We start from the raw sequence: 16,935 nt of genomic DNA, 5'->3' as shown, positions 1-16,935 counted from the left end.
TCACTGAAGGTGATCGGAAAGCGGTGCACTCGGGCGTAACGCGAGCTACTCGTGGGCGCACGGTGACAGCCAGGACGGCACCCCGCAACCACCCGATTTTTACTGGAGCCCCCGAGTGAGCAAGCGCACCTTCCAGCCGAACAACCGTCGTCGCGCGAAGACCCACGGCTTCCGGCTGCGTATGCGCACCCGTGCCGGCCGCGCGATTCTCGCGTCCCGCCGTAGCAAGGGTCGCGCCCGTCTGTCCGCCTGATCCCGATCAGGTCATGACGTCGTGCTGCCCACCGAGAACCGGCTGAGGCGGCGCGAGGACTTCGCGACCGCGGTACGACGGGGTCGTCGGGCTGGACGCCCGCTTCTCGTCGTCCACCTTCGTAGCGGTGCCACGGACCCGCACGCGCCTGGGGAGAGCGCTCCCCCGACGCGTGCGGGTTTCGTCGTCAGCAAGGCGGTGGGTGGTGCGGTCGTACGCAACACAGTGAAGCGCAGACTTCGCCATCTGATGCGTGACCGAGTCGCCCTGTTTCCCCCCGGTAGCCTGGTAGTCGTACGAGCGCTGCCCGGAGCGGGTGACGCAGACCATGCACAGCTGGCCCGAGACCTGGACGCCGCCCTTCAACGGCTGCTGGGAGGGGGCGCGCGATGAAGTACCCACTGCTGGCTCTGATCAAGCTGTACCAATGGACGATCAGTCCGCTGCTCGGCCCGGTGTGCAAGTACTACCCGTCGTGCTCCCACTACGGCTACACGGCCATCGACCGGCACGGTGCGATCAAGGGGACGGCACTCACCGCCTGGCGCATCCTCCGGTGCAATCCGTGGTCGCTCGGCGGTGTGGACCATGTTCCGCCGCGCAAGCGCCCGCGGTGGCACGAAATGCTGCGCGGCGCCTGGCGCGCACGCAGGGGCGGGCCCTCCGCCGCCGAACCGGCCATCGACGGGAAGCTCCCTTCCGAGCCCCCTTCGAGCCCGGCCGCAGAGACTTCGTCCCATGCCCAAGGAGCATGATTAGTGGACACGATTGCCAGCCTCTTCAGCTTCATCACGACACCCGTCTCCTGGGTCATCGTCCAGTTCCACACGGTGTACGGCGCCATCTTCGGTCCTGACACCGGCTGGGCCTGGGGCCTGTCCATCGTGTCCCTGGTGATTCTGATCCGTATCTGCCTGATCCCGCTGTTCGTCAAGCAGATCAAGGCGACCCGGGCCATGCAGACGCTCCAGCCCGAGATGAAGAAGATCCAGGAGCGCTACAAGAACGACAAGCAGCGTCAGTCCGAAGAGATGATGAAGCTGTACAAGGAGTCGGGCACCAACCCGCTCTCCTCGTGCCTTCCCATCCTGGCGCAGTCCCCGTTCTTCTTCGCCCTGTACCACGTGCTCAACGGCATCGCTTCGGGCCAGACCATCGGTGTCATCAACCAGAGCCTCCTGGAGAGCGCGCAGAAGGCGCACATCTTCGGTGCTCCGCTGGCCGCGAAGTTCACGGACGGTGCGGCGAAGGTGGAGTCGCTCGGTGCCTCCATCACCGACGTCCGGGTCGTCACCGCGATCATGATCGTCCTGATGTCGGCGTCGCAGTTCTACACGCAGCGTCAGCTGATGACGAAGAACGTCGACACGACGGTGAAGACGCCGTTCATGCAGCAGCAGAAGATGCTGATGTACGTCTTCCCGGTCATGTTCGCCGTCTTCGGCATCAACTTCCCGGTCGGTGTCCTCGTCTACTGGCTGACCACCAACGTGTGGACCATGGGCCAGCAGATGTACGTCATCCACAACAACCCGACCCCGGGTTCCAAGGCCCAGGCCGCCTACCTGGAGCGTCTGACCAAGCACGTGACGAGCCACGGCAAGACCCGTCGCCGCAGCGAGAAGACCATCGTCAAGGCGATCGTCGCCAAGGGCCGCGACCGCAACGAGTTCGAGCGCAAGTTCATCAACGCCCTGAGCAAGGCGGGCCTCGCCGCCGAGGCCGACGGCACCGTGGTGAAGAGCGAGAGCCCGGCCGCCACCGTGTCCGAGGACGGCACGACCGCCGCTCCCCGGCGCCAGCAGCCCAAGCGCCAGACGAAGGCGCAGCGGCAGTCCGGCGGCCCGAAGCAGGCCGACGACCCCACGCCGACCACCTCGCTGGAGAAGTCCGACGAGCCGCAGGACGCCAAGCCCGCCGCCAAGCAGGACCCGAAGCCCGGCACCGGGAACCGCAGCAAGGCCCAGTCCGGTCAGCGCAAGGGTCCGCAGCGGCCCAAGTCCCCGTCCAAGAAGTAAGAAGGAGTCCATCCCGTGACGGAAGGCACCACCTCCGCCGCTACCGAGGGTGCAGACACCCTGACCCGCCTGGAGCAGGAGGGCGAGATCGCGGCGGACTACCTCGAGGGTCTGCTGGACATCGCCGATCTCGACGGCGACATCGACATGGACGTCGAGGCCGACCGCGCCTCCGTGTCGATCATCAGCGACGCGGGCAGCCGCGACCTGCAGAAGCTGGTCGGCCGTGACGGCGAGGTGCTGGAGGCTCTGCAGGAGCTGACCCGACTGGCCGTGCACCGGGAGACCGGGGACCGCAGCCGGCTGATGCTGGACATCGCGGGCTACCGAGCCAAGAAGCGGGCTGAGCTCTCCGAGCTGGGTGCCAAGGCCGCCGCCGAGGTCAAGAGCTCCGGCGAGCCCGTGAAGCTCAAGCCGATGACCCCGTTCGAGCGCAAGGTCGTGCACGACGCGGTCAAGGCCGCGGGACTGCGCAGCGAGTCGGAGGGCGAGGAGCCGCAGCGTTTCGTCGTCGTGCTGCCCGCCTGATCGGTCTCCACAATCCACCGGCCCCGTCTGTTGCGCAGACGGGGCCGAACTTTGTCAGCCTGGTAGTTCTGGTGGTCGGCGCTCGGTGCGCCGGCGCTGTACGGAAGGACGGTCCCCGTGACGGAGGCAGCGGAGCTCCCCCCTGCGCCCGAACAGGCGCGGGAGGTGTTTGGTCATCGCTTCGCCGATGCGGTCCGCTACGCGGAACTGCTCGCCGAGGCGGGCGTGCAGCGTGGTCTGATCGGCCCGCGGGAAGTGCCCCGTCTGTGGGAGCGCCACCTGCTGAACTGTGCGGTGCTCTCGGAAGTCGTCCCCGAGGGGGTGACGGTGTGCGACGTCGGCTCGGGCGCGGGCTTGCCGGGCATTCCCCTGGCGCTCGTCCGCGAGGACCTGAAGATCACGCTTCTGGAGCCGCTGCTGCGGCGTACGACCTTCCTCACCGAGGTCGTCGAGCTCCTGGGCCTGGATCACGTCACCGTCGTGCGTGGGCGTGCCGAGGAGGTCATGGGCAAGCTGCCGCCGGTCCATGTGGTGACGGCGCGGGCCGTGGCTCCGCTGGACCGGCTGGCCGCCTGGGGCATCCCGCTCCTGCGGCCGTACGGCGAGATGCTCGCCCTGAAGGGGGACACCGCCGAGGAGGAGCTCAAGAGCGCGGCCACCGCGCTGAGCAAGCTCGGGGCGGTGGAGACGTCCGTGCTCCACGTGGGTGAAGGCGTTGTGGACCCGCTGTCGACGGTCGTACGGGTCGAGGTCGGGGAGAGCCCCGGCGGTGTGCGGTTCGCGGCGAAGCGGGCGAAGGCTGCCCGTACGGGGCGGGCGCGCCGACGGCGCTGATCCGTCCTGCGGACGAGACGTACTCCACACAAGCTGCCAGACCCATGCATGCCGGAGTGTCGTGAGGATCCGGCCGCGGCCGCTGTGCATCGTGTTTCACGTGAAACGTCGCTCACTGTTGCACGGCATCATCAGTCGCGGCCGCGCTGCGGCCGAACCCCGCGACCGCAAGCCTCTCGGTTCACTCGGAGAGGCATCGGAGTTGTCCACAGAGGTGGATTTCTCCACAGAACAACAGGCCTCACTGGTTCGCGACCCCGAAGACATGGGAGGCTCTGTTCATTGCGAGCCTGAAGTCGAGGAGAGTGAATCCTTGCGGTCCGACGCCAACATCGCGGGACCGATGACCGATCCGGTCCCCGGTCCCCGTACCGAGTCGATGGGGGCGGATGTTTCACGTGAAACACCGCCTCCGATGGACGACACTCCGATCGGTCGTGCTGCCCAGCTGGCGGTGGAGGCTTTGGGCCGCGCCGGCGAAGGACTGCCACGACCGGAGCAGACCCGGGTCGTCGTCGTCGCCAACCAGAAGGGCGGTGTGGGCAAGACGACGACGACCGTCAATCTTGCCGCTTCGCTGGCCCTGCATGGCAGCCGCGTCCTGGTGATCGACCTCGACCCACAGGGCAATGCGTCCACGGCTCTGGGGATCGACCATCACGCCGATGTTCCTTCCATCTATGACGTGCTGGTCGAGAGCAAGCCTCTCGCGGATGTCGTACAGCCGGTCCCGGACGTCGAGGGTCTCTTCTGTGCCCCCGCCACGATCGATCTCGCCGGTGCGGAGATCGAGCTGGTGTCCCTCGTGGCGCGGGAGAGCAGGCTGCAGCGTGCGATCCAGGCATACGAGCAGCCGCTGGACTACATCCTGATCGACTGCCCGCCCTCTCTCGGTCTGCTCACGGTCAATGCTCTGGTCGCGGGCCAGGAGGTCCTGATCCCGATCCAGTGCGAGTACTACGCGCTGGAGGGGCTGGGGCAGCTGCTGCGCAACGTCGACCTGGTGCGGGGCCACCTCAACCCCGCCCTGCATGTATCGACGATCCTGCTCACCATGTACGACGGCCGGACGCGTCTTGCCTCCCAGGTCGCCGACGAGGTGCGCAGCCACTTTGGTGACGAGGTGCTGCGCACTAGCATTCCCCGGTCGGTCCGTATCTCCGAGGCGCCCAGTTATGGGCAGACGGTGCTGACCTACGATCCAGGATCGAGCGGTGCCCTCTCCTATCTGGAGGCCGCCCGAGAAATCGCGCTGAAGGGTGTCGGTGTCAGCTATGACCCGACGCAGGCCCACATCGGCGCCCAGAACAACCCGAGCATGGTGGAGGGGATCCAGTGAGCGAGCGACGGAGGGGTTTGGGCCGTGGGCTCGGCGCACTGATCCCCGCTGCCCCGACGGAGAAGACACCGGCCCAGACCGCGTTGGGTGGTGCGGTTCCCGCGTCCCCCGCAGCGGTTCCGGTGCTGGCGAGCGACCGTGGGGTGGCCGCGGCGAAGGTGGCCACGCTGCCGCCTGTTTCACATGAAACCGAGGAGCCGTCGATGAACGGCTTCACGGAGACGCCCGCGCCTCCCGTGGGCGCCCACTTCGCCGAGATCCCCCTTGAGTCCATCACGCCGAACCCGCGCCAGCCGCGTGAGGTCTTCGACGAGGATGCGCTGCAGGAGCTGGTCACCTCCATCAAGGAGGTCGGTCTCCTCCAGCCCGTCGTCGTACGGCAGCTCGGCCCCGCGCGCTATGAACTCATCATGGGTGAGCGGCGCTGGCGGGCCTGCCGTGAGGCCGGCCTCGAAGCGATCCCGGCGATCGTGCGGGCCACCGACGACGAGAAGCTCCTCCTGGACGCGCTGCTGGAGAACCTGCACCGTGCCCAGCTGAACCCGCTGGAAGAGGCCGCCGCCTACGACCAGTTGCTGAAGGACTTCAACTGCACGCACGACCAGCTGGCGGACCGGATCGGGCGCTCTCGTCCGCAGGTCTCCAACACCTTGCGTCTGCTGAAGCTTTCTCCCGCGGTCCAGCGCCGGGTCGCCGCCGGAGTCCTCTCCGCCGGACATGCCCGCGCACTGCTGTCCGTCGAGGACTCGGAGGAGCAAGACCGCCTGGCCCACCGGATTGTGGCCGAGGGGCTCTCGGTGCGGGCCGTGGAGGAGATCGTGACCCTCATGGGATCGCGGCCCCAGACGGCACAGCGCGCCAAGGGACCGCGTGCCGGTGCTCTGGTCTCCCCGGCGCTGAGCGAGCTCGCCACGCGTCTGTCGGACCGGTTCGAGACGCGGGTGAAGGTCGACCTGGGCCAGAAGAAGGGCAAGATCACTGTCGAGTTCGCCTCGATGGAAGACCTTGAGCGGATCCTTGGCACGCTTGCCCCGGGCGAGGGGCCGGTCCTGCAGAGGGGCGTCCAGGACGATCTGTCCGAGGAGACGGAGGACTGAGCCCCGGGCGGTCCTCCTTGGCCGAGGCTCGCTTGTTCAGGCAGTTGAGCGGATGGTGTCCGGTGTGTACCGGAACACGGTCCGCTCTTTGCTTTCAGGCGGTATCGATGCAATCGCATCGTGGATACGATGCGATCGGGTTTGGCGCATCCACCTGGCAGCACCTCTGAGTGGGAGGCGGGGGCCATGCGAACGATGAGCCGTACCGGACTGGTGAGCGCGGGCCTGGGCTTGGGCGCGGTCGGCGGGTTCGTCGGCAGTCTGCTCAGGGAACGCAGCGCTCTGACAGCCGCTCGCGATGCCGCGGGCGAAGGAAGCGAGGAACAGCCTTCATGGGGCGTCGGCTCGTACCGCTCACGCTGGACAACCTTCAGGACCTTCCCCAGCGCTGTCGCGCGTGTGTCTTCTGGGAGTTGGACCCCGTCAGCGGTGAGGCCGCGGTAAGGGCAGGTACTCCGGCTCCGGAGAAGGAGGCCTGGATCTCCGCCGTCCTGCTGGACTGGGGGTCCTGCGGCCGCGTGGTCTACGTCGACGACGCACCGGTCGGCTTTGTGCTCTACGCTCCGCCCGCCTATGTCCCCCGCTCCACGGCGTTCCCCACGAGCCCTGTCTCCCCGGACGCCGTGCAGTTGATGACCGGCTTCATCCTGCCCGGCTATCAGGGGCAGGGGCTCGGCAGAGTGATGGTCCAGACGGTCGCCAAGGATCTGCTGCGACGTGGCTTCAAGGCGATCGAGGCGTTCGGTGACGCCCGCTGGAAAGAGCCGGCCTGTCTCCTTCCCGCCGACCACCTTCTGGCCGTGGGCTTCAAGACGGTCCGGCAGCACCCCACCCATCCGCGGCTGCGGCTGGAACTGCGATCGACGCTCTCGTGGAAGGAAGACGTGGAGCTGGCCATCGACCGGCTGCTCGGGGCCGTACAGAAGGAACCCGTGCTGCGGCCGCTCTGAGAGCCGCTGGAAACGCCGAATGGGCCAGCCCTTCCGGGTTGGCCCATTCGTGTTTCACGTGAAACATCCGCCGTCGCCTCGACGGCCCTGCCGACTACTCGGCGATGAAGTCCTCAAGGTCGCGGACGATCGCGGCCTTCGGCTTCGCACCGACGATCGTCTTGGCGACCTCGCCGTTCTGGTAGACGTTCAGAGTCGGGATCGACATGACGCCGTACTTGGCGGCCGTAGCCGGGTTCTCGTCGATGTTGAGCTTGACGATCTCGATCTTGTCGCCGTGCTCGGCAGCGATCGCCTCCAGGGACGGCGCGATCTGGCGGCACGGTCCGCACCAGGCGGCCCAGAAGTCCACCAGGACGGGCTTGTCGCTCTTGAGGACGTCCTGCTCGAAGGAATCGTCGGTCACATTCTTCAGGGTGCCGGCCACGGCGGGCTCCTTAACTTGATCGTGCGGTGGGGCGGGAAGGGGAATCAGGCGGAGGTCTTCTCGGGCTCGGCCTTCTCGCCGTCCGCGAGGGCGGCGAGGAAACGCTCGGCGTCGAGAGCGGCGGAGCAGCCGGTGCCGGCCGCGGTGATCGCCTGACGGTAGGTGTGGTCGACCACGTCACCCGCGGCGAAGACGCCGGTCAGGTTCGTCCGGGTGGAGGGCGAGTCGACCTTCAGGTAGCCCTCCTCGTCGAGGTCCAGCTGGCCCTTGAACAGCTCGGTGCGCGGGTCGTGGCCGATTGCGATGAACAGACCCGTCACCGCCAGGTCCGAGAGCTCGCCGGTCTTGACGTTGCGGAGCTTGAGGCCGGAGAGCTTCTGGTCGCCCTGGATCTCGGCGACCTCGCCGTGCCAGGCGAACTTGATCTTCGGGTCGGCGAAGGCACGCTCCTGCATCGCCTTGGAGGCGCGCAGGCTGTCCCGGCGGTGGACGATCGTCACGGACTTGGCGAAGCGCGAGAGGAAGGTGGCCTCCTCCATCGCGGTGTCACCACCGCCGATCACTGCGATGTCCTGGTCCTTGAAGAAGAACCCGTCGCAGGTGGCACACCAGGAGACACCACGGCCGGAAAGGGCGTCCTCGTTGGGCAGGCCGAGCTTGCGGTGCTGGGAGCCGGTGGTGACGATGACGGCCTTGGCCCGGTGGACGGTGCCCGCGGTGTCCGTGACGGTCTTGATCTCACCGGCCAGGTCGACGGAGACGATGTCGTCCGGGACGAGCTCGGCGCCGAAGCGCTCGGCCTGGGCGCGCATGTTGTCCATGAGGTCGGGGCCCATGATCCCGTCACGGAAGCCGGGGAAGTTCTCCACCTCGGTGGTGTTCATCAGCGCACCGCCCGCGGTGACGGCACCCTCGAACACCAGGGGCTTCAGCGACGCGCGCGCGGTGTAGAGCGCCGCCGTGTACCCGGCGGGCCCGGAGCCGATGATGATCACGTTACGGACGTCGCTCACGGCTTGATTCCTCGTCTCTGGTCTGTCTCAGTCGACCGGTGGGAGCCCTTTCGGAACCCTCACCCCACCCAACGGATCCTAAGGGTCCCGCATTCCCGGTGTGTCGGGGCACACGGGATGCCACACGGGGAGGGATTCGCCACGCTGGGCCGAGACGAAGAACGGTTGCTCAGGGACGCGCGAGGGACTGCGTCAGGAGGACCTTGCCCGGGGCGGCAGCCTCCTTGCTCACACAGGTCGCGTCGACGACGTACGCCGTCACTCGCGTGTTGTCGCCCGCGTCGGGCAGGACGACGAGGTAGGCATCCGTCCCCTCGTACGTCCCCTTCTGGGCGCCCAGGACATTGCCGGCGTTGTTGATGCCCTGCCGCACGCAGCCGGGAACCGGGATCTGCGGCTGGATGAGGGTCTTGGCGGTCGAGCCGGGTGTGTCGGTCTCCGACTCGATACCCAGCCGGGGCTTTTGGCTGCCCGGCTGCAGGCCCTTCTTCGTGGTGAGCAGATCCGTCACCTGGCCCTTGAGGCTTCCGCTGGAGAACGAGTCGTGCGCCGCGGTGGTCGGCTGGTCATTCCCCAGTGACTCCAGGAAGAGCGACCCGGCCCCCAGAAGGGCAGCGGTGAAGACGGCTCCCAGGACGACCGTCCGGCGACGCCGGCCACGCCCGCGGTTCTTGCGGCCCGGGCCGGTCGCCGCGTGGGGGCGTCCGGCGGGTCGGTCCGCCGGGGTCGATGTTTCACGTGAAACAGGCGACTCGGCGTCCTCGTCCGACAGAGCGGGGGAGGCGGAGACCAGGACCGGTGTGTCCGCGGACTCGGGCGTGGTGGTCTGCAGCAGGGCTTCCGCGGCGAGAGCGGCATCGATACGCCCGGCGACGTCGTCGGGCATCCGCACCGGGCCCGGCAGCGTGCCCAGGAGGCCCCGGATCTCCTCCAGCGAGGTGAAGACGTCCGTGCACAGCTCGCACTCGTCCAGATGGCGCCGTACGTCCGCGGTCCTTGTGGGCGGGAGCAGGCCTTCGGTGAGGTCGGAGATCTCGGCGACGTCCGGGTGCCCGGTTGTGTCCGTCGTGGAAGTCACGCTCGCCCACCTCCGCCCTTCACTGCGGCTGAATCGCTCGGCCCCGTGGTGTGTGGACCTCTGTTCTGAGGTCCCGCTGCCGGTGGGACGGATGTCCCCGGCGCCCGGTTCCGTCCCGGGTCCGGCTCTGTCCCGTCGGCGGCGTTTTCCGGCCGGAGGTGGGAGAGCAGCGGCAGCAGCCTTGCTCTACCCCGAGCGCAGCGGCTTTTCACCGTTCCGGTCGGCACATCGAGAATGTGGGCCGCCTCCGCCACGGGGTAGCCCTGCATGTCCACCAGGACGAGGGCCGCACGCTGCTCACGGGGAAGTGTGCCGAGGGCTTCGAGGAGCTGGCGGTGCAGGTCGTTCCGCTCGGCCGGCGCCGAGGCCGATTCGTGCGGCTCGAGCAGCTGCTCCAGACGCTCGGTGTCGTCGACGGGAGCGGTCTTTCGGGAGGCCGCCTTGCGGGCACGGTCCAGGCAGGCGTTCACCGTGATTCGGTGCAGCCACGTTGTGACGGCCGACTGGCCCCGGAAGGTATGCGCGGCCCGGTAGGCGGACACCAGGGCGTCCTGGACCGCGTCAGCGGCCTCCTCACGGTCCCCCAGCGTCCGCAGCGCGACCGCCCAGAGCCGGTCCCGGTGCCGCCGCACGATCTCACCGAAGGCATCGGGGTCGCCTTCCACATGGCGGGCGAGCAGGTCCTGGTCGCTCACTCCGTCGTATCCGGCGCCTTGCGCCATCTGCCCCCTCCGCCTCCGGTGAGACGTCAGCCTGTGAACTTCACTTCGGTGATGGCCTGCTTGAAGCCGGCGTCGGCGTACGTCTCGGGGTCCGGGCCCGAGTTCGGTACGGCGGTCAGCCAGACGAGTACGTACCGCGTCTTCACCGCCTTGGCGGCCTTGACCGTAGCGGTGTTGCCCGTCGTGGTGACCTTGCCGATCTTGTTCATCGACCCCAGTGCCGACGCCGGCGGCGTCAGCGAGTCGGCCGCGTACAGCTCGACCGTGGTGTGATCGCCAGAGTAGCGAAGCCCGATGCCGGCCGTGGAGAGTTCCTTCACGGAGCCTAGGTCGTAGACGATGCCGACGCCCGGCTTGTAGGGCGCGATCTCGGGACCGCCGGTGAAGGTCCTCGTCCTCCAGAAGGTCGACGTGCTGCCGTCGTAGGTCTTGGCAACGTCGTTGGGATGCTGGGCGCCGCCGTCGGCGACGAACTCACGGCTGTTCTGGATCTTTATGGGAGCGGCGGGCTTGGTGGTCTTCCCGCCCTTGTCGCCGTCGTCCGTCGACTGTGAGCTCGGCGTGTCCTCGGACTTGCCGCCCTGGTCCATGAGGGCGTCCGCGAGCTGCCAGCTGCCCAGGCCCAGGGCCGCGATGAGGAGGGCGGAGACCGCCCACTTCAGGGCCTTGCCGGTGCGGCTCTGGAGCGGGAGCGGCGGCGTGGTGAGCGGCTGGCCGGCGCCGGGATGCGGGGCCGGGCGGCCGTACGTGCCCTGCTGGTACGTCGTGCGCTGGTACTCGGGCGGTGCGGTGAACGCGGGCTCCGGCGGGCGGATGCGGGGCATCTCGCCGATCGCCTTCACCAGCTCCTCCGGCGTGGTGCACGGGGACTCGTGCCGGGAGGCGGTGGCACCGTCGTTGGCGAGCGCACGCATGGCGAGCTCGGACAGACCCCGGTGGACGCCTGCGCGCACCTGGTCGGGCGCGATGAGGCCGACGTCCTTGGGCAGCCCGGACAGGCCGTATGCGTCGTTCTCGTACGGCCACCGCTGGGTCAGCGCCGCGTACAGCAGGGCACCGATCGCCTCGGTGTCCGTACGCTGCGGGGTGTCGGAGCTGATGCCGCGCAGCGCGGCGTTCACGGCGAGCCCCCGGATGCGCCACTGGCCGGTGGAGGCGCGCAGCACGGCGTTCGGGTTGAGACGCAGATGGGCGAGGCCCTCGCGGTGGGCGGCCGCCATGGCCGAGGACACCTGGCTGACCATCTGGTAGGCGTCGTGCGGCTCCAATGGCCCGGCGAAGAGCAGGGTGCCCAGCTCCGTGGCGTCCGGCAGCCACTCGTGCACGACATAGACGAGGTCGTTCTCCTCGACCGCGTCCAGGACTTGGACGAAGCGGGGATCGCCGAGCAGCGCGGAGGAACGGGCCGCGGCCAGCACCGAGCGGGCTCGTGTGTGGTTCGCGGGCAGGATATGGACGCCGACGGCGCGACGGAGTTTCTCGTCGACCGCTCGCCAGCTGCTGAATCCGTCCAAACGGGTGACGCACTCCTCCAGGCGGTAACGCCTGGCGAGTTTGTGACCGCTGTGCAGTTCGGAAGGTGACGCCTTCCCGGGACCACTACCGGTCCCGCCGCTCCCCTGTGCCTCGTTGCTGTTCGTGTCCAGCTCCGGGTTCTGGGCCACCCCGTCGGCCGTGGACTGGTCCGCCTTGGCGGTCAGCGGCTCGTCACCGCTGTTGTCTGCCACGTCGACGGCAGCCGTGCTCCGTTCCGCCACCGTCGTCCCTGCCTCCCCATCCGTTGCACGCTGTCCGACGCCGAAACCAATTGTGCCCACAGTCCGCCGCTATGCACGACACACGGCGGCGGACGATGGTTGTGCGCGTACCCCCTCTTCAGCGCCCCAGACGCCCGCGCACCATGCCGACGAGGGAGTTGAGCTCCTCGATGCGCATGCGCCGGGCCGCGACGAAAAAGATCCCGAGCAGTACGGCACCGCCCGCCAGGAGTGCGGCGAACGAGCCGGCGACGCCCTGGCCGAGAGTGTGTCCGATCCCGTAGCAGGCCGCGCCGCTGAGCAGCGCCGCCGGTACCGAGGCGATGCACAGACGCGCGTACGTCCGCAGTACGCGAGAGCCGTCCAGATCGCCGCCCAGCCGCTTCTGCAGCCGCCTCCAGGCAACCCCTACGCCGATCGCGTAGGCGAGGCCGTAGGCGGCGGCCATGCCGATGACCGCCCAGCGGGCCGGGAGGAGGAAGTAACAGAGCACCGAGGCTCCCGCGTTGACCGCGGCCACGATCACCGTGTTGTAGAACGGCGTGCGGGTGTCCTCGTAGGCGTAGAAGGCGCGCAGGACGACGTACTGCACGGAGTACGGGACCAGGCCGAGGCCGAAGGCCATCAGCATGTAGCCCATGTTGGTGGCCTCGCTGGTGCCCGAGGAGCCGAAGATCAGCGTGCACATCGGGATACCGAGGGCCAGGAAGCCGAACGCGATGGGCACGATCGCCACGGCGGTCGTACGCAGACCCTGCGAGATGTCGTCGCGGACCGCGCCCGCGTCGTCCTCGGAGGCCGAGCGCGAGATGCGCGGCAGCAGGGCGGCCATCAGCGAGACCGTGATGATGGCCTGCGGCAGGCCCCAGATCAGCTGTGCGTTGGCGTAGGCGGCGAAGCCGGTGCCGTCGACGGGCGAGGCCTTGCCGGCCGCGGTGGACAGCTGGGAGACGACGAGCGCGCCCGCCTGGTTGGCGAGGACGAACAGGATCGTCCACTTGGCGAGGGTGGCCGCCTTGCCGAGGCCGTGCCCCCGCCAGTCGAAGCGCAGCCGCAGCCGGAAGCCGGTCTCCCGCAGGTACGGGATCATCGCCAGGGCCTGGACGACGAGGCCGAGCAGCACGCCGATACCGAGCAGCCGCTGGCCCTCCGGCGGGATGCTCGTGACCTTCATCCCGGAGTTGGCGGCGGTGCCGTACACCCAGATGAACATGCCGAGCGTGACGATGATGACGATGTTGTTGAGGACCGGGGTCCACATCATCGCGCCGAACTTCCCACGGGCGTTGAGGATCTGACCCATCACCACGTGGATGCCCATGAAGAAGATCGAGGGCAGGAAGTAGCGGACGAAGGTGACGCCGACCTCGTTGGCCGCCGGGTCGCTGGCGACCGAGTCGGACAGCAGCCGGATCAGGACCGGGGCGGCCACGATCGCGAGGGCCGTGAGGGCGCCCAGCGCCACCATCACCAGCGTCAGCAGCCGGTTGGCGTACGCCTCGCCGCCGTCCTCGTCCTCCTTCATGGCGCGGACGAGCTGTGGCACGAAGACGGAGTTGAGGCCGCCGCCGACGGTCAGGATGTAGATCATCGTCGGCAGCTGGTAGGCGACCTGGAAGGTGTCGCCGAGCAGGCCGACGCCCAGCGCGGAGACGATCAGCGCGGAGCGGACGAAGCCGGTGAGCCGGGAGACCATCGTGCCCGCCGCCATCACGGCGCTGGACTTCAGCAGGCCCGAGGCCCGCCCGCCCTTCTTCGCGGCAGGCGCGGCGGAGGCGGAGCCGGCGTCGGGAGCGGCGGTCCCGGCGGATGCCGGAGCGGGCGCCCCGGCCGCATGAGGCGCGGCGGGGTGGGCGGCCGCGGCGTACGGGGCGGCGGGGTGTTGCGGCGCGGCGGGGTGCTGCGGGACCGCGGGCTGCGGGGTCGCCGCGTACTGCCCCACGGGGCCCGGGCCGACGCCCGGTCCAGCCGGGCCCGGAACGGCCGGGGTCCCCATGGCGGGATGCCCGCCGCCCTGCTGCTGGTCCCGGAAGAGATGCGCGAAGGCGTCCGGCTCGTGGCGCTCCTCGCCGGAGTGCGTGACGAGGTCGTCCACGCCCACGAACTGGGTCGTGCGGGGGTTGTCGCCGTACGGCATGTACTGCGCCGGACGCTCCGGCTCCGGCGCGGGGGTCTGGGCCCACACGTTGGGGTCGGGAGCGTACGGGGACTGGGCCGGCTGGGAGTACAGCGGCTGCTGCGGCTCGTACGTGCCCGGGGGCGGCGGGGGGTGCGAGGCGCGGTCGTAGAGCGCCTCGGCGACCGGGTCCTGGGCGGAGAGGTCCTGTGCCCGGTAGGGGTCCTGGTCGTAGGCGTCCTGGAGGTACATGTCCGCCGCGGGCTGCGGCGGCACCTGGCCGGGCTCGGGCGGCGGCTCGGGGTAGCCCGAGCCGGCCGCGGCCTGGCCACGGTCACCCTCGTACGGCGCGTTCATGGTTACCCCACCTCATCGTCCCCGGGCCCACCGGCCACGACATCGCTCAACGGTCCACTCTCTCACCCGTCCCGGACGGGTCGGCGCTTTCCGGTGCGGTGTCCGGTGTCGGGTCACTCGGCTGCTCCGGGTCGTCTGCCCCGGAGCGGGCGTCGGACTCCTCCTGAAGACGGTCTTCAGGGCCTTCGGGGTTCTCGGGACCGTCGGTGTCCTTCCCCGCCTCCTCGGAGCCGTCCTCCTCGGCCTCCTTGGCGGCCGCGCGCTTGCGCTGGGTGTACATCCGGAAGCCCGCCAGGACAAGCAGCAGGACACCGCCGCCGATGACCAGCATCACGGTGGGCGTGACCTCGGTGACCTTCACATCGAAGCTGACCTCGTTGCCGTACTCCTGGCCGTCCTCGGTGTACAGCTGGGCGATCACGGTGGCCTGGCCGTTGGCGTTGGCGGACGTGGTGAACTTCACGGACTGGCTGTGTCCGCCGGACACCGCGACGCGCTGCTCCTGGTACGCCTCGCCGCCGATCTTGAGGCGGGTGGGATTGGTCGAGGTCAGCCGCAGGACCAGATGGTCGACGCCCTGCACCAGGTTGTTCTGCACGGTCACCGGGATGGTGGCGCTGCGGCCGGAGAGCTTGGTCGGGGACTTGTCGATCAGCTTGACCTGGTCGGTGAGCTCGTCGAGCCATGCCTCCACGCCGGCCCGGAAGCGGTCCGACTCGACGGTCCGGCCTCGCCACGACGTGGACATCCCACGGTTTATGGCCCGCCCGAAGGGGGTCGCGACCCGGGACTGGTCGGTGAGGATCACCTGGAAGTTGTCGAGCTTGTCCTGTGTGCGCGCGATCTGCTCGAAGGCCGACCGTGGCAGTTCCTGCTTGCGCAGCGAGGAGGGGTACGCGGACGTCGACGGGATCCTCGTGGTGGCGCTCGGGTCCGGTTTGGCCTTGGCGGCGTCGGCGAGGTCCTGGGTCTGGACCCAGTTCGTCTCCTGGAGGGCCCCGATCGCCTGGGCCATCGCCTGCGCCTGGCTGGAGGACGGCATGCGCTGCGGGGCGACGACGATGCTGCGCTGCCGGTCCGTCTGGACGTTCAGCGCCAGGCTCTGGGCCAGGTACTCCTGGACGGCGAGCGTGGCCGAGTCCGCCTTCGTCAGATCGCCCTCGAACGCCCTGGACAGCCGTGAGTCCGCGACCACCGCCGTCGTGCCGCCGCCGATCGGGCGGGCCGCGGACGGCGTGTAGGTCAGGCCGCCGGTCTCCTGGAGGCTGTCGCTGCGGGCGATCACCTTGTCGGCGCCCGCGGAGGTGGCGACCTTGATGATCGACGGGTCGACGGCCCCGTTCACGGGCCACGCGAAGTCGGTGGTCGGCTTCACATGGAGGATCGGCTCCACGGTGTTCGTGACGACGTCCGTGGCGTCCTTGAAGTGGCTGAGCGAGCCGGTGACGCTCGTGCCGTTGTGGGCGAGGGAGGCCAGGTCCGGGTCCGCGAAGGGCAGCGCGACGACCTCCTTGTCGGCCACGGCCTTCTGCAGGTCGGCCAGCCACTGCTTGGCGACCGCCTGGTGCGTGCCGGCCGTGGTGGCGCGGTCGTCCCCCTGGATCCGGTAGTTGCGCGTCATAGCGTCCACGGAGGCCAGCAGATCGGGGTCGATCACCCAGGTGACGTCGAGGTCCTTGCCGAGGGCCAGCATCTGGGCCAGGCGGCCGCCCGGCGCGATGTCCTTGGCCAGGTCGTCGTTGAGGAAGACCGGCGTCTGCTGTTCACCGGCGCCCGTCTTCGCCGTCATGTGGACGGTGGAGATCAGCGGCCACAGGAACGTCGTCTTCGTCTTGGTGTCGGCCTCGTCCGGCTGCCACGGCAGGAACGTCCGCTGGATGCCGAGCACCTGCTCCCAGGGCTGTGCCGAGGTCTGGCCGGAGAGCGAGACGCCGAGCTCGTAGACACCGTCTTTGCCGAGGCCGAGCTTGTCGACCGGTACGGAGATGCTGAAGTGCTGGGCGACGTGCGGGGGGAGCTTGGCGAACTTCGCGACGTACTTGCCGCCGACCTCGGAGCCGGCGGAGGTCTGGAGGCTGTCGGACCGGTCGGCGGCGCTGTCGATGGCCGAGCGGATGGTCAGCTCCGGCCCCACGCGCAGGCCCACGTGGGCGCCGGTGACCGACTGCTTGCCGTTGTTCGTCACCGTGCCGGAGACGGTCAGCGTGTCCCCGTCCGTCGGGGCACTGGGGCTGAGCGAGTCCAGTGAGACGGAGACCGCGTCCGAGGAGGCGGCCCGGGCGGGCGTCGCGGCGGGCAGCTGGAGCAGGCCGGCCAGCAGAGGCGCCCCGGCGAGCAGTGCCCCGGTGCGCCTCAGCCACCGGCGGGCAGGTGAGGGACTCATCCCCTGGAAGTCTGCCGCCTCGGCCACGCGCTCGCCCGTCCCTCGTCGTCGTCAGTGGTCGTC

General features: G+C 69.2%; 16 protein-coding genes. 9 read left to right on the top strand and 7 right to left on the bottom strand.

What is annotated here, in order from left to right; all coding sequences use genetic code 11:
* The first annotated feature begins 115 nt into the window (after positions 1–115).
* The 9 genes from rpmH to ACZ4EG_RS18085 all read left to right on the top strand — a co-directional run bounded on the left by rpmH (position 116) and on the right by ACZ4EG_RS18085 (position 7,019).
* The gene (gene rpmH, locus ACZ4EG_RS18125) at positions 116–253 is read left to right on the top strand and encodes a 50S ribosomal protein L34 (protein WP_003956500.1); all 138 of its coding nucleotides are present in this window, start codon (positions 116–118) and stop codon (positions 251–253) included.
* Positions 254–274: 21 nt separating this feature from the next.
* Entirely contained in the window at positions 275–646 is a 372-nt protein-coding gene (gene rnpA / locus ACZ4EG_RS18120) for a ribonuclease P protein component (protein WP_363296142.1), read from the top strand.
* Entirely contained in the window at positions 643–1,008 is a 366-nt protein-coding gene (gene yidD / locus ACZ4EG_RS18115) for a membrane protein insertion efficiency factor YidD (RefSeq protein ID WP_263210605.1), read from the top strand. The genes rnpA and yidD overlap by 4 nt, the downstream gene beginning before the upstream one ends.
* A 3-nt stretch (positions 1,009–1,011) precedes the next feature.
* Positions 1,012–2,271: a membrane protein insertase YidC gene (gene yidC / locus ACZ4EG_RS18110; RefSeq protein WP_453546932.1), complete on the top strand. Its 1,260-nt coding sequence runs from the start codon at positions 1,012–1,014 to the stop codon at positions 2,269–2,271.
* A gap of 15 nt (positions 2,272–2,286) precedes the next feature.
* Positions 2,287–2,799: a Jag family protein gene (locus ACZ4EG_RS18105; protein ID WP_467791244.1), complete on the top strand. Its 513-nt coding sequence runs from the start codon at positions 2,287–2,289 to the stop codon at positions 2,797–2,799.
* A gap of 117 nt (positions 2,800–2,916) precedes the next feature.
* Complete coding sequence (rsmG, locus tag ACZ4EG_RS18100; protein ID WP_390708343.1) at positions 2,917–3,633, top strand: 16S rRNA (guanine(527)-N(7))-methyltransferase RsmG; 717 nt, start codon at positions 2,917–2,919, stop codon at positions 3,631–3,633.
* 265 nt (positions 3,634–3,898) lie between these two features.
* On the top strand, positions 3,899–4,972 hold the full coding sequence (locus ACZ4EG_RS18095) for a ParA family protein (protein WP_363296510.1): 1,074 nt from the start codon (positions 3,899–3,901) through the stop codon (positions 4,970–4,972).
* Entirely contained in the window at positions 4,969–6,069 is a 1,101-nt protein-coding gene (locus tag ACZ4EG_RS18090) for a ParB/RepB/Spo0J family partition protein (RefSeq protein ID WP_467791243.1), read from the top strand. Before ACZ4EG_RS18095 ends, ACZ4EG_RS18090 begins: the two co-directional genes overlap by 4 nt.
* Positions 6,070–6,401: 332 nt before the next feature.
* Positions 6,402–7,019 carry a GNAT family N-acetyltransferase gene (locus ACZ4EG_RS18085; RefSeq protein ID WP_453546926.1) on the top strand — a complete coding sequence of 206 codons (618 nt, stop codon included), beginning with the start codon at positions 6,402–6,404 and terminating at the stop codon, positions 7,017–7,019.
* Positions 7,020–7,113: 94 nt separating this feature from the next.
* Here ACZ4EG_RS18085 and trxA read toward each other — a convergent pair whose 3' ends face one another.
* The 7 genes from trxA to ACZ4EG_RS18050 form a co-directional block, all read right to left on the bottom strand.
* Positions 7,114–7,446, bottom strand: a complete 333-nt coding sequence (gene trxA / locus ACZ4EG_RS18080) for a thioredoxin (protein ID WP_363296136.1) — start codon at positions 7,444–7,446, stop codon at positions 7,114–7,116.
* A 44-nt stretch (positions 7,447–7,490) separates the two neighbouring features.
* Positions 7,491–8,459, bottom strand: coding sequence for a thioredoxin-disulfide reductase (trxB, locus tag ACZ4EG_RS18075; protein WP_467791242.1), 969 nt, complete (start codon positions 8,457–8,459; stop codon positions 7,491–7,493).
* Between the two features lie 169 nt (positions 8,460–8,628).
* Positions 8,629–9,537, bottom strand: coding sequence for an anti-sigma factor family protein (locus ACZ4EG_RS18070; protein WP_467791241.1), 909 nt, complete (start codon positions 9,535–9,537; stop codon positions 8,629–8,631).
* Complete coding sequence (gene sigM, locus ACZ4EG_RS18065; RefSeq protein WP_467791240.1) at positions 9,534–10,259, bottom strand: RNA polymerase sigma factor SigM; 726 nt, start codon at positions 10,257–10,259, stop codon at positions 9,534–9,536. Before sigM ends, ACZ4EG_RS18070 begins: the two co-directional genes overlap by 4 nt.
* A gap of 26 nt (positions 10,260–10,285) precedes the next feature.
* The gene (locus ACZ4EG_RS18060; protein ID WP_467791239.1) at positions 10,286–12,016 is read right to left on the bottom strand and encodes a protein kinase family protein; all 1,731 of its coding nucleotides are present in this window, start codon (positions 12,014–12,016) and stop codon (positions 10,286–10,288) included.
* Positions 12,017–12,134: 118 nt separating this feature from the next.
* The gene (gene murJ, locus ACZ4EG_RS18055) at positions 12,135–14,489 is read right to left on the bottom strand and encodes a murein biosynthesis integral membrane protein MurJ (protein ID WP_467791238.1); all 2,355 of its coding nucleotides are present in this window, start codon (positions 14,487–14,489) and stop codon (positions 12,135–12,137) included.
* Between the two features lie 46 nt (positions 14,490–14,535).
* Positions 14,536–16,899 (bottom strand): DUF6049 family protein, encoded by a 2,364-nt coding sequence (locus tag ACZ4EG_RS18050; protein ID WP_467791237.1) that lies wholly within the window; start codon positions 16,897–16,899, stop codon positions 14,536–14,538.
* Positions 16,900–16,935: the final 36 nt, after the last annotated feature.

The organism is Streptomyces sp. NPDC025638 (assembly GCF_055558775.1).
Note: the sequence above shows the minus strand (reverse complement) of the source record. Positions and strands in the feature narration are given on the sequence as shown.

Bases quoted from the DNA above. Each gene is read 5' to 3' on its own strand.
- yidD (WP_263210605.1), top strand. From the start codon at position 643: ATGAAGTACCCACTGCTGGCTCTGATCAAGCTGTACCAATGGACGATC.
- ACZ4EG_RS18095 (WP_363296510.1), top strand. From the start codon at position 3,899: ATGGGAGGCTCTGTTCATTGCGAGCCTGAAGTCGAGGAGAGTGAATCC.
- ACZ4EG_RS18085 (WP_453546926.1), top strand. From the start codon at position 6,402: ATGGGGCGTCGGCTCGTACCGCTCACGCTGGACAACCTTCAGGACCTT.
- sigM (WP_467791240.1), bottom strand. From the start codon at position 10,259: ATGGCGCAAGGCGCCGGATACGACGGAGTGAGCGACCAGGACCTGCTC.
- murJ (WP_467791238.1), bottom strand. From the start codon at position 14,489: ATGAACGCGCCGTACGAGGGTGACCGTGGCCAGGCCGCGGCCGGCTCG.